At 60.9% G+C, this 12,326-nt stretch carries 14 protein-coding genes; 1 reads left to right on the top strand and 13 read right to left on the bottom strand.

What is annotated here, in order from left to right:
- Positions 1 to 2: 2 nt before the first annotated feature.
- From rplP to rpsL, 13 genes are all read right to left on the bottom strand, one after another.
- Positions 3 to 434, bottom strand: coding sequence for a 50S ribosomal protein L16 (rplP, locus tag V2I08_RS08320; RefSeq protein WP_037472393.1), 432 nt, complete (start codon positions 432 to 434; stop codon positions 3 to 5).
- 21 nt (positions 435 to 455) lie between these two features.
- The gene (gene rpsC / locus V2I08_RS08315; protein ID WP_037472395.1) at positions 456 to 1,151 is read right to left on the bottom strand and encodes a 30S ribosomal protein S3; all 696 of its coding nucleotides are present in this window, start codon (positions 1,149 to 1,151) and stop codon (positions 456 to 458) included.
- A gap of 4 nt (positions 1,152 to 1,155) precedes the next feature.
- Positions 1,156 to 1,542 (bottom strand): 50S ribosomal protein L22, encoded by a 387-nt coding sequence (gene rplV / locus V2I08_RS08310; RefSeq protein ID WP_043152133.1) that lies wholly within the window; start codon positions 1,540 to 1,542, stop codon positions 1,156 to 1,158.
- Entirely contained in the window at positions 1,542 to 1,817 is a 276-nt protein-coding gene (rpsS, locus tag V2I08_RS08305) for a 30S ribosomal protein S19 (protein ID WP_037472398.1), read from the bottom strand. Before rpsS ends, rplV begins: the two co-directional genes overlap by 1 nt.
- 6 nt (positions 1,818 to 1,823) lie before the next feature.
- Positions 1,824 to 2,660: a 50S ribosomal protein L2 gene (rplB, locus tag V2I08_RS08300; RefSeq protein WP_037472400.1), complete on the bottom strand. Its 837-nt coding sequence runs from the start codon at positions 2,658 to 2,660 to the stop codon at positions 1,824 to 1,826.
- Between the two features lie 2 nt (positions 2,661 to 2,662).
- Positions 2,663 to 2,980 carry a 50S ribosomal protein L23 gene (locus V2I08_RS08295; RefSeq protein WP_037472401.1) on the bottom strand — a complete coding sequence of 106 codons (318 nt, stop codon included), beginning with the start codon at positions 2,978 to 2,980 and terminating at the stop codon, positions 2,663 to 2,665.
- The gene (gene rplD / locus V2I08_RS08290) at positions 2,973 to 3,596 is read right to left on the bottom strand and encodes a 50S ribosomal protein L4 (protein WP_037472402.1); all 624 of its coding nucleotides are present in this window, start codon (positions 3,594 to 3,596) and stop codon (positions 2,973 to 2,975) included. Before rplD ends, V2I08_RS08295 begins: the two co-directional genes overlap by 8 nt.
- Positions 3,597 to 3,599: 3 nt before the next feature.
- Positions 3,600 to 4,358 carry a 50S ribosomal protein L3 gene (gene rplC, locus V2I08_RS08285; protein ID WP_349634675.1) on the bottom strand — a complete coding sequence of 253 codons (759 nt, stop codon included), beginning with the start codon at positions 4,356 to 4,358 and terminating at the stop codon, positions 3,600 to 3,602.
- Between the two features lie 292 nt (positions 4,359 to 4,650).
- Positions 4,651 to 4,959 carry a 30S ribosomal protein S10 gene (gene rpsJ, locus V2I08_RS08280; RefSeq protein WP_007686587.1) on the bottom strand — a complete coding sequence of 103 codons (309 nt, stop codon included), beginning with the start codon at positions 4,957 to 4,959 and terminating at the stop codon, positions 4,651 to 4,653.
- Positions 4,960 to 5,103: 144 nt separating this feature from the next.
- Positions 5,104 to 6,294, bottom strand: coding sequence for an elongation factor Tu (gene tuf, locus V2I08_RS08275; RefSeq protein WP_037472405.1), 1,191 nt, complete (start codon positions 6,292 to 6,294; stop codon positions 5,104 to 5,106).
- Between the two features lie 137 nt (positions 6,295 to 6,431).
- Positions 6,432 to 8,504, bottom strand: a complete 2,073-nt coding sequence (fusA, locus tag V2I08_RS08270; protein ID WP_043152131.1) for an elongation factor G — start codon at positions 8,502 to 8,504, stop codon at positions 6,432 to 6,434.
- A 172-nt stretch (positions 8,505 to 8,676) separates the two neighbouring features.
- Positions 8,677 to 9,147 (bottom strand): 30S ribosomal protein S7, encoded by a 471-nt coding sequence (rpsG, locus tag V2I08_RS08265; RefSeq protein WP_037472408.1) that lies wholly within the window; start codon positions 9,145 to 9,147, stop codon positions 8,677 to 8,679.
- Between the two features lie 15 nt (positions 9,148 to 9,162).
- Positions 9,163 to 9,534: a 30S ribosomal protein S12 gene (rpsL, locus tag V2I08_RS08260; RefSeq protein ID WP_026002556.1), complete on the bottom strand. Its 372-nt coding sequence runs from the start codon at positions 9,532 to 9,534 to the stop codon at positions 9,163 to 9,165.
- Between the two features lie 366 nt (positions 9,535 to 9,900).
- On the opposite strand from rpsL, the gene V2I08_RS08255 reads away from it, so the two are divergent.
- Complete coding sequence (locus V2I08_RS08255) at positions 9,901 to 12,183, top strand: EAL domain-containing protein (protein WP_349634674.1); 2,283 nt, start codon at positions 9,901 to 9,903, stop codon at positions 12,181 to 12,183.
- The last annotated feature ends 143 nt before the right edge of the window (positions 12,184 to 12,326 follow it).

Here is a 12,326-nt window from a genome sequence, read left to right as displayed (position 1 = left end):
GCTTAACCCTCCAGGTGCGAGGTGTCGCCGAGGCGGGCAACGACCTTGGTCTTGATGGGCAGCTTCATCGCGGCGCGCGAGAAGGCCTCTGCTGCGAGCGGACCGGGTACGCCGTCCAGTTCGAACAAGATGCGACCCGGCTTAACGCGGGCGGCCCAATATTCGACCGAACCCTTGCCCTTGCCCTGACGGACTTCGGCCGGCTTCTTCGACACAGGCACGTCGGGGAACACGCGGATCCACAAACGGCCCTGACGGCGGATGTGACGCGTGATCGCGCGGCGAGCCGCTTCGATCTGGCGCGCGGTGATCCGCTCAGGCTCCATGGCCTTGAGACCATAGGAACCGAAGTTCAGAGCGGAACCGCCCTTGGCATCGCCCTTGATCCGGCCCTTGAAGGTCTTGCGGAACTTCATTTTCTTCGGTTGCAGCATGACGCTATACCTACCTTATGTTCAGCGCGCCGGACGCACACCGGAGGTCTGAGCCTCCAGCATGAGCCGGTCGGTGGCCATCGGATCATGGCCCAGAATCTCACCCTTGAAGATCCAGACCTTGATGCCGCACACGCCATAGGCGGTGTGCGCCGTGGCTTCGGCATAGTCGACGTTCGCGCGCAGCGTGTGCAGCGGAACGCGACCTTCGCGATACCATTCGACGCGCGCGATTTCCGCGCCGCCCAGACGGCCGCCGCAAGTGATCTTGATGCCTTCGGCACCCAGACGCAGCGCCGACTGCACAGCCCGCTTCATCGCGCGGCGGAAAGCCACGCGGCGTTCGAGCTGGTCAGCGATACCCTGTGCAACAAGCTTGGAATCGACTTCCGGCTTGCGGATTTCGACGATGTTCAGCGACACGTCGGACGTGGTCAGCGCGCTCAGCTTCTTGCGCAGCTTTTCGATGTCCGCGCCCTTCTTGCCGATGATGACACCGGGACGGGCAGCATAGACCGACACGCGGCACAGCTTGGCAGGGCGTTCGATGACGACCTTCGAAATCGCGGCCTGCGGCAGCGACTTCATGATGAACTGGCGGATCTTGAGATCTTCCAGCAGCAGACGGCCATAGTCCGCGCCTTCGGCGTACCAGCGGCTGTCCCAGGTGCGGTTGATCTGAAGACGCAGACCGATCGGATTGCTCTTGTGACCCATGTGCTTACGCCTCCGCTTCTTCGCCAGCTTCACGCACGACGATGCGCACGCGGCTGTAGGGCTTGAGGATCCGGGTCGACTTGCCACGGCCACGCGCATGGAAGCGCTTGAGCGTGAACGCCTTGCCTACCGATGCTTCGGCCACGACCAGAGCGTCGACGTCCAGATTATGGTTGTTTTCCGCGTTGGCGATGGCCGAAGCCAGCACCTTACGCACGTCCACCGCCATCGCCTTCTTGGAGAAAGCGAGGATGTTCAGCGCGTCCTCGACCTTGTGGCCGCGGATGAGCGTCGCCACCAGATTCAGCTTCTGGGCCGAACCACGGATCTGCGTGCCGACGGCCAGAGCCTCATTGTCGGCGACGCGACGGGGAGCCTTTTCCTTGCTCATTAGCGCTTGCCCTTCTTGTCGGCAGCGTGGCCGGGGAAGAAGCGGGTCGGGGCGAATTCGCCCAGCTTGTGACCCACCATATCCTCGTTCACGGACACCGGAACATGCTTGCGGCCGTTATAGACGCTGAACGTCAGGCCAACGAACTGGGGCAGGATGGTGGAACGACGCGACCAAGTCTTGATCGGCGCACGGCCACCGGCTTCCTGCGCGGTTTCTGCCTTCTTCAGAAGGCTGAGGTCCACGAACGGACCTTTCCAGACGGAACGAGCCATCGCGGATTACCTCTTCTTCTTGGCGTGACGCGACCGGATGATCATCTTGTCGGTCGACTTGTTATGACGGGTGCGGGCACCCTTGGTCGGCTTGCCCCAAGGCGTAACCGGATGACGGCCGCCGGAGGTCCGGCCTTCACCACCACCATGAGGGTGATCGACCGGGTTCTTGGCGACACCGCGCGTCAGCGGGCGGATGCCCTTCCAACGGTTGCGGCCTGCCTTGGCGAGGTTGGTGTTGCCGTTGTCGGGGTTGCTGACGGCGCCGATGGTGCCCATGCAATCCGAACGGATGTAACGCTGCTCACCCGAAGACAAGCGGATCATCACCATGCCGCGATCACGGCCAACGAGCTGGGCATAGGTGCCCGCCGAACGGCAGAGCTGAGCGCCCTTGCCCGGCTTCATCTCGATATTGTGGATGATCGTGCCGACCGGCATCTGACCCAGTTCCATCGCGTTGCCCGGCTTCACGTCGGTCTTCTTGCCCGCGATGACCTTGTCACCAGGAGCCAGACGCTGCGGCGCAATGATATAGGCCTGCGTACCGTCAGGATAGTTGACCAGCGCGATGAACGCGGTGCGGTTGGGGTCATATTCCAGACGCTCGACCGTACCTTCGACATCCCACAAGCGACGCTTGAAATCGATGATACGATAGCGCTGCTTGTGACCGCCGCCGATACCGCGCGAGGTCACATGGCCCTTGTTGTTGCGGCCACCCGTCTTACGCTTGCCTTCGGTCAGCGCCTTGACGGGCTTGCCCTTGTGCAGGCTGGACTTGTCGACGAGAATCAGGCCGCGCTGGGCGGGGCTCGTCGGGTTATAATGCTTCAGCGCCATGGTTAGCGCACTCCCTCGGTGATGTCGATCGACTGGCCTTCGGCCAGGCGGACGATCGCCTTCTTGACGTCGGAGCGGGTGTAGGGCTTGCCCTTCCACTTCTTGGTCTTGCCCTTCGTCACGAGCGTATTCACGCTCTTGACGTCGACACCCCAGATCGCTTCGACAGCGGCCTTGATCTCAGGCTTGGAGGCATCGCCCGCCACCTTGAAGACCACAGCGTTGAATTCGCTGAGAAGGGTCGACTTCTCAGTGATGTGCGGGGCGACAACGACGTCATAATGACGGTTGTCGACCGTTGCGGCTTGCTTTTTAGCCATTGAAACGGGCCTCCAGCTTTTCGACGGCGGCGCGGGTGAGCACCAGCGAGTCGGCTTTCAGGATGTCGTAGACATTGGCACCGACGGCCGGCAGCAAGTCCACGCCGATGATGTTGGCCGACGCCTTGGCGAAGCTGATGTTGACCGCGTCGCCGTCGATGAACAGCACCTTGGTCAGGTTCAGCTTGGCAAGATTGGCGACCAGCGCCTTAGTCTTGCCTTCGGCTACGTCGAGGCTGTCGATGATGAACAGCGAACCGTCCTTCACCTTCGACGAAAGCGCCATCTTCAGGCCCAGCGCGCGAACCTTCTTGTTCAGCGAGGGATTGAAGTCACGAACGCGGGCACCGTGGGCTTTACCACCACCGATGAACACCGGCGCGCGGCGATCGCCGTGACGAGCCGTACCGCCGCCCTTCTGGCGACCGAACTTCTTACCCGTACGGGCAACATCGCTGCGCTCGCGCGTGCCGCGGGCCGTACCGCGACGCTTTTCGAGCTGCCAGGTGACGACACGGTGCAGGATGTCGGCGCGGGGCTCGACACCGAATACGGCATCGTTCAGCTCCAGATCGCCAGCTTCCGCTGCGTCGAGGGTCTGTACCTTGACCTTCATGGTTTAGCCCTCCTGGCCTTCGGTCGCTTCCACTGCCGCGACTTCTTCAGCCGGGGTATCAGCGGGAGCGCTGTCGTTGCTGTTGTCAGCCTTTTTCAGACTGGCGGGATAGGGAACGTCGGCCGGACGGGGCACCTTGACGGCATCCTTGACGGTCAGCCAGGTGCCCTTGGCACCGGGCACGCTGCCCTTGACGAACAGCAGACCGCGCTCGACGTCCGTGCGGACGATTTCGAGGTTCTGCTGCGTGCGTTCACGATCACCCATATGACCGGCCATCTTCTTGTTCTTGAAGACGCGACCTGGATCCTGACGGTTACCCGTCGAACCATGGGCACGGTGACTGATCGACACACCGTGGGTGGCGCGCATACCGCCGAAGCCCCAACGCTTCATGGCGCCGGCAAAGCCCTTACCCTGGGTGTGACCCGACACATCGACGAGCTGGCCGTCGATGAAATGATCCGCGGCGATTTCCACGCCGACATCGAGGAGCGCATCCTCGGCGACACGGAATTCTACCAGACGCGCCTTCGGCTCCACTTCCGCCTTGGCGAAGTGACCGCGCTGCGGTTTGGCGACATTCTTAACCTTCGCTGCGCCGGCACCCAACTGCACGGCTACATAGCCGTCGCTGTCCACATCCTTGCGAGCTACGACCTGGTTGCCTTCAAGGGCCAGAACCGTAACCGGCACGTGACGCCCGTCCTCTTGGAACAGGCGGGTCATCCCGACTTTCTTAGCGATCACGCCAGTGCGCATGATCCATACTCCCAATAGAGGCCCGCCTAAGCCTTGAAAGAAACTGACGCCGGCGGGCGTATCCAACGAAAAAAACCGCTTGGGATCATTCCCTAGCGGCCAACCCAAATATGCAGATCACCCCGTCCGGGTTGGATGCCAACCCCTCTAGGGACCGGCGACGGGGGACCAGAACCACAGACTTGCCGGTTGCCCGGCGCTGTGCGGTATCCCTTGTGTCGTGTGAGCTTCCGGTTTCCCGGAATACCCGATACCCTGCCGACTTGTTACAGAAGGCAGGGACTTGCTAGCCTTAGGCCAGCTTGATTTCTACGTTCACGCCGGCAGCGAGGTCCAGCTTCATCAGCGCGTCGACCGTCTGCGGCGTCGGCTGCACAATGTCAAGCATACGCTTGTAGGTGCGGACCTCAAACTGCTCGCGCGACTTCTTGTCGATGTGCGGACCACGGTTGACCGTGAACTTTTCGATGCGCGTCGGAAGGGGAATGGGACCGCGGATGAGAGCGCCAGTGCGGCGTGCGGTGTCGGCGATGTCGCCGGTCGCCTGATCAAGCACGCGATGATCGAACGCCTTAAGGCGAATGCGGATGTTGCTGTCCATATTCCTGTACCGATGCGAAAGAGCCAAAAAACAACCGCCTCTTAATCTGTCCTTCTAGCTCGCAAGAGCCGGAGAAAGACGATCCGAGGCGGTAAAAATCCGAGCGGCGCGAATCAGGCGATTCGCGCCGCTGCGGTGCCTATATTACTTCGAGATCGTGCCGACAACCCCTGCGCCGACGGTACGACCGCCTTCACGGATGGCAAAGCGCAGACCTGGGTCCATCGCGATGGGCGCGATCAGCTTGACGCCGAGCTTTACGTTGTCGCCAGGCATAACCATTTCCGTGCCCTCAGGCAGGATGACTTCGCCGGTGACGTCGGTGGTGCGGAAGTAGAACTGCGGACGATAGTTGGCAAAGAACGGCGTGTGACGGCCACCCTCTTCCTTCGACAGCACGTAGACTTCGGCATCGAACTCGGTGTGCGGCATGACCGAACCGGGCTTGGCCAGAACCTGGCCACGCTCGACGTCTTCACGACCAACGCCACGAACCAGCGCGCCGATATTGTCGCCTGCACGACCTTCGTCGAGCAGCTTGCGGAACATTTCAACGCCCGTGACCGTGGTCTTGCGGGTGTCGCGGATGCCGACGATTTCGACTTCTTCGCCAACCTTGACGATGCCGGTTTCGACGCGGCCGGTGACGACCGTGCCGCGACCAGAGATCGAGAACACGTCTTCGATCGGCATCAGGAAGGGCTTGTCGATCGGACGCTCAGGCTGTGGGATCCAGCTATCAACGGCAGCCATCAGCTTCAGAACGGCGTCATGGCCGATTTCCGGAGTCTTGTCCTGCAGCGCGGCAACAGCCGAACCGGGGATGACGGGGATGTTGTCGCCGTCGAAATCATAGCTGCTCAGCAGCTCGCGGATTTCCAGCTCGACCAGTTCCAGAATTTCGGCGTCGTCAACCAGATCGACCTTGTTCATGAACACGACGAGCTGGGGAACGCCGACCTGCTTGGCGAGCAGGATGTGCTCACGGGTCTGCGGCATCGGGCCGTCGGTGGCCGACACGACCAGGATCGCACCGTCCATCTGCGCCGCGCCGGTGATCATGTTCTTCACATAGTCAGCGTGACCGGGGCAGTCGACGTGCGCATAGTGGCGCGCTTCGGTTTCATATTCGACGTGCGCGGTCGAAATGGTGATGCCGCGCTCGCGCTCTTCGGGCGCCTTGTCGATATTGTCGTAGCTGGTGAACGTGGCGCCGCCGGTTTCGGCCAGCACCTTGGTGATCGCTGCGGTCAGCGAGGTCTTGCCATGGTCGACGTGACCGATGGTGCCGATGTTGCAGTGCGGCTTATTCCGCTCAAACTTAGCCTTAGCCATTTTATCCTACCTTCTAATCAAAATCAGCTTGGGTCTGACCGCTCGGCCGCGCCTCGCGAAGGCGCGTCCATAGCAGCAAATTTGCAGATTACCAGCCCCTAACCGAGCCGCTTGCACGGCTCGGCCGGGGAAATTCATCAGGCCATCTTCGCCTTGACTTCGTCCGCGACATTCTGCGGCACTTCATCATAGTGCGAGAAGGTCATCGAATAGTTCGCACGCCCCTGGGTGAACGAACGCAGCGAGTTCACATAGCCGAACATGTTGGCCAGCGGGACCATCGCTTCGACGACCTGTGCGTTACCACGGGTGTCGGTGCCCTGGATCTGGCCACGACGGCTGTTCATGTCGCCGATCACGTCGCCCAGATATTCTTCGGGGCTGACGACTTCGACCTTCATGATCGGTTCGAGCAGCGTGATGCCCGACTTCTGCGCGACTTCACGCATCGCCGCGCGACCCGTGATTTCGAACGCCAGCGCCGACGAGTCGACGTCATGATAGGCGCCGTCATACAGGTTGATCTCAAAGTCGATGATCGGGAAGCCGATGAGCGAGCCGGTGGCCGCCGTTTCGCGCATGCCCTTTTCGATCGCGGGGATATATTCCTTGGGAATATTACCGCCCTTGATTTCGTCCTTGAAGATGATGCCTGCACCGCGTTCGCCCGGCGTGACCTTCACCTTGATGCGGCCGAACTGGCCGGTGCCGCCCGACTGCTTCTTATGCGTATAGTCGACGTCGACGGCCTTCTTGAGATATTCGCGATAGGCCACCTGCGGCGCGCCGACATTCGCCTCAACCTTGAACTCGCGCTTCATGCGGTCGACCAGGATTTCGAGGTGAAGCTCGCCCATGCCCTTGATGATGGTCTGGCCCGATTCGTGATCGGTCGAAACGCGGAAGGACGGATCTTCGGCAGCCAGGCGGTTGAGCGCGACGCCCATCTTTTCCTGGTCGGCCTTGGTCTTGGGTTCCACCGACAATTCGATGACCGGCTCAGGGAATTCCATCCGCTCCAGGATGATCGGCTGGCGCTCGGCGCACAGCGTATCCCCGGTGGTGGTTTCCTTCATGCCAGCCAGCGCGACGATGTCGCCGGCATAAGCCGCATCGATATCTTCACGGCTGTTGGCATGCATCAGCAGCATGCGGCCGATCTTTTCCTTCTTGTCCTTGACCGAGTTCAGATAGGTGCCCTTGGTCAGGGTGCCGGAATAGACGCGCAGGAAGGTGAGCGAGCCGACGAACGGATCGTTCATGATCTTGAACGCCAGGCCAGCGAACGGCGCATCATCGGCGGTCGCACGGCTGTCAGGCTGGTCGTTGTCAGGGTTGATGCCCTGCACGTCCTCAATGTCGAGCGGCGAAGGCAGATAGTCGACAACCGCGTCGAGCAGGGGCTGGACGCCCTTGTTCTTGAACGCCGAACCGCACAGCACGGGCACGAACGCCTGGGCCAGCGTGCCCTTGCGGATCAGCTTCTTGAGCGTCGCGACGTCGGGCAGATTGCCTTCGAGATAGGCTTCCATCGCCTCGTCGTCCTGCTCGACGGCCAGTTCGATCAGCTTTTCGCGATATTCGGCAGCCTTGTCGGCGAGATCGTCGGGAATTTCCTCATAGGAGAATTCAGCACCGAGATTCTCATCCTTCCAGATGATCGCACGGTTTTCGACCAGATCGACCAGACCCTTGAACTCGCTCTCCGCACCGATGGGGAGATACAGAACGGCGGGGATGGCACCCAGGCGATCGATGATCGTCTGCACGCAATAATAGAAATTGGCGCCTGTACGGTCGAGCTTGTTGATGAAGCACATCCGCGGAACCTTATACTTATCCGCCTGACGCCACACCGTTTCCGACTGCGGCTCAACGCCCGCAACGCCGTCAAACGCGGCGACCGCGCCATCGAGCACGCGCAGCGAACGTTCGACTTCGATGGTGAAGTCGACGTGGCCGGGGGTGTCGATGATGTTCAGACGGTGGTCGTTCCAGATGCAGGTGGTCGCAGCCGACGTGATGGTGATACCACGCTCCTGCTCCTGCTCCATCCAGTCCATCGTGGCGGCGCCGTCATGGACTTCGCCGATCTTGTAGGACTTGCCGGTGTAGTAAAGGATACGCTCGGTCGTCGTGGTCTTGCCGGCGTCGATATGCGCCATGATACCAAAATTGCGATAGCGTTCGAGCGGATGGCTGCGGGCCATGATGCTTCTCCGTTGCCGGCGCACCGGCGGTTGGGGATTCGAGTTCTTGGGTGGCCCCTAAACCAATCCGTCCGCCATGGGTAGAGACCCCTGACGAACGGACCAATTTTTGAAACCGGACAGCGAAGCGGACATTGGAAACGCCCACCCGCCTTTTACCAGTAGCGCTATGTTACCAGCGATAGTGCGAGAAGGCACGGTTGGCTTCGGCCATCCGGTGCGTATCTTCGCGCTTCTTGACGGCATTGCCGCGATTGTTGGCGGCGTCCATCAGCTCACCCGACAGGCGCGCGGCCATCGTGGTTTCGCTGCGGTTGCGCGCGGCGGTGATCAGCCAACGGATGGCCAACGCCTGCGAGCGTTCGGGACGCACTTCGACGGGAACCTGATAGGTCGCACCGCCAACGCGGCGGCTGCGAACTTCGATGCCCGGCTTGATGTTGTTCAGCGCGTCATGGAACATGCCGATCGGGTCCTTCTTGGCGCGGGTCTCGACAGTTTCGAGAGCGCCATAGACGATGGACTCAGCAACAGCCTTCTTACCGTCCTGCATGATCGAATTCATGAACTTGGACAGCACGATATCGCCATATTTGGGATCGGGCAGGATGATGCGCTTTTCGGGGCGACGACGACGTGACATATTCTTGGTCTCCCCTTACTTCGGACGCTTCGCGCCGTACTTCGAACGGCTCTGCTTACGATCCTTGACGCCCTGGGTATCCAGAACGCCGCGAAGAACGTGATAGCGCACGCCGGGAAGATCGCGGACACGACCACCACGGATCAGAACAACGCTATGTTCCTGAAGGTTATGGCCTTCACCGGGGATGTAGGTGATGACTTCGCGCTGGTTGACCAGACGCACCTTCGCCACCTTGCGGAGCGCCGAGTTCGGCTTCTTCGGAGTCGTCGTATAGACGCGGGTGCAAACGCCACGCTTTTGCGGGTTCGCATCCATGGCAGGGACCTTGGACTTGGCCTTCTGCGGTTCGCGGCCCTTGCGGACCAACTGGTTGATTGTTGGCATGAAGCCCTTCACCTTTTTCAGTTACTTTACCGTGGCATCCCCGTGTTGCGAGCCGCTTGGAAAACAGACGTCATCCAAACAGCAAAGGCCCCGGTGGGCATAAAACCCCCCTGGAGCCGCAAGAGCACCCGGCAATGTTCAGCTCTAATAGCACCCAGCAATGGCGAGAAAAGACGAGTCTCGACGCGACAGGTCGCTGGGCAGCCGGGCCTATAGCCGCGCGCGGACAAAGGGTCAAGCGTCGCGGGAGAGTGGCCGCTACGTCCATGAATTTTAAGGCATCATCCTCCTATGGTTAGGAGTTTGATAACCCTGGAGGGCCTATTTTCGTGGAGGTCACCAATATGGTGCTTTCATGGACGAAATGTGACGGAACTCTCTCCCTATACCGGCGAATTTTGCGATCCTGAGCGCGAACGCCACTTCCAAGAAGGCCGTTTACGCGAATCGCGCGGCCACGCCCAGATTCTGTTCGCGCTCTCCGCGGTCCTGAATACCCTGTTCCTCATGAGCGACTGGCGCTTTGCCGGAACTGACCATTTCTGGGTGGCGGTGCCTGCCCGGATCGTGGTCATACTCTGGTCGCTTGCATGCCTGTCGATCAGCCATCGTATGACCAGCTTTCGCATGGTCGAACGGATATGTTTCGCCTGGCAGGTGGTGACCGCCGTCAGCGTTGCCTTCCTCGTCAGTTCACGAAGCGACATTGCCGTCTTCGTGCTGGTGATGCTGCCATTGGTCTTCTATCTGGTTGTGCCGACCAGTTTCAGGGGCAATGTCGGCGGCGGATTGGCCTGCGGCGTGGCGCTGCTGGTCGGCTATCTGGCCCCGGCACCGCTTTCGGCAACCATGCCCGGCATGATCCTGGCGATGATAATGCTCCATTTCGGCATGTGGATCGCCATCGCGCGGAGCAACCGGCTTCAGCGCAAGGAATGGATGGCGAACCTGGTCGCCCGCGAAGCGCAGGCGGCTCTGGCCACCAGTCGGGACACGTTGGAACGCATGTTCATGGCCGTACCCCTGCCGCTGCTGGTGACGCGCTATGATGGCAGCATCGTGCGGATCAACCGCGCGGCGCTGGACGCCTATGCGGCTGGCGGTCCGCTGTCGCTGAACAATGTCGAACAAACCTATGTCGACCTGACGGTGCGCGATGATCTTTTCGGCCGACTGCAAGCGGGAGAGTCGATCGACAATTTCGAATGCCGCCTGCGTCGCGGCGATGGTGCCATTCGCAACGCCCTGCTGTCTTCTAGGCCGATCGTGATCGACAATGAAGCCTGCTTCATGACCTGCGTCGTCGATATTACCGAGCGCAAGGAGATTGAACAGAATCTCGAAAAACTGGCCATGTCGGATGCGCTGACGGGCCTGGCCAACCGCGCCCATTTCATGGCGGCAGTGACGCAGGCGGCGGCCGCCTCGACCGACCGCGCCCAACTGGCGGTGCTGCTGATCGACCTGGATGAGTTCAAGCGGGTCAATGATACTGCGGGCCATGATGCGGGGGACGCCCTGCTCTGTGCCGTCGCCAGCCGCCTGCGCCAGGCGCTGCGCCCCGGCGATCTGGTCGCGCGGATGGGCGGGGACGAATTTGCGGTGCTGCTGACACGCCTGCCTGATAGCGACGCACTGCAACCCATATTGCAGCGGGTCACCCAGCATCTTCACGCGCCGCTCAGCCATGGCGGTCGGCCGATGGAATGCCGGGTCAGCATCGGTGTCGCCCTCTTTCCCGATCATGGCGACGATGTCACCGCCCTGGTCAAACATGCGGACATCGCGCTCTATCATGCCAAGAATAGTGGACGGGGACGCGCAATCCTGTTCGGCCCGGAATTGCTGGAAAGCTGGGAACGCGAAGCCGCAATGCTGGACCGCGCGCGTCATATCCTGGCGCATGAACAGCCAACCCCCTGGTATCAGCCCAAGATCGCGCTCGACAGCGGGGCGATCGTCGGTTTCGAAGCGCTGTTCCGTTGCCCTACGGCCGACGGCACTGTCATCATGCCGGGCGAAATCGCTTCTGCCTTCGAACATCCCGAACTGGGACCGATCATCACCATGGTGATGATTGATGGCATCATCGCCGACTGCCTGCGCTGGCGCGCGGCGGGCCTTACGGTCGGCTCGATCGCCTTTAACGGATCGGGCGCGGACCTCAATGATGACGGCTTTGCCGATCGCTTGCTCGAACGTTTGGCACGGGCTGGCCTGCCCCCTTCAACCGTGGAACTGGAAGTAACCGAGTCGGTCTTTCTGGGCCGCAACGCGGAACGGGTCGGGCGCGCGCTGAGTCGACTGAGCGAAGCAGGCGTCACCATCGCGCTCGATGATTTCGGCACCGGCTATGCCTCTCTGTCGCATCTCAAACAGTTTCCGATCGATATCATCAAGATCGACCAGAGCTTCGTCCGCGATCTGGAGACCGACCCGGATGACGCCGCGATCGTCCGCACCGTCCTCAACCTCGCCTTTAGCCTCGGCATCCGCACGGTTGCGGAAGGGGTAGAGAATAGCCGCCAGGTCGATTATCTGCGGGCGGGCGGATGCCATTACGGCCAGGGCTATCATTTCAGCCCGGCAATCCCAGCGGACAAAGTCGCCCACCTCCTCACATCGGCGGCTCAGATGGACAATGGCTAGCCAGAGTTGCGCAAATCACCATCTGTCATGGAACAAAAGGCGATAACGATCATTTAGTCGCGCACATCGCTCAACTCGTCACGTCTGCGTAATGGTAGATTCGCCTACGCAGCGTCGCTTTGCTATCGGCCCGACTCGATAAG

This window comes from Sphingobium sp. MK2 (assembly GCF_040170545.1).
Lineage (GTDB): Bacteria > Pseudomonadota > Alphaproteobacteria > Sphingomonadales > Sphingomonadaceae > Sphingobium.
This window is presented reverse-complemented; position numbering and strand designations above follow the sequence as displayed.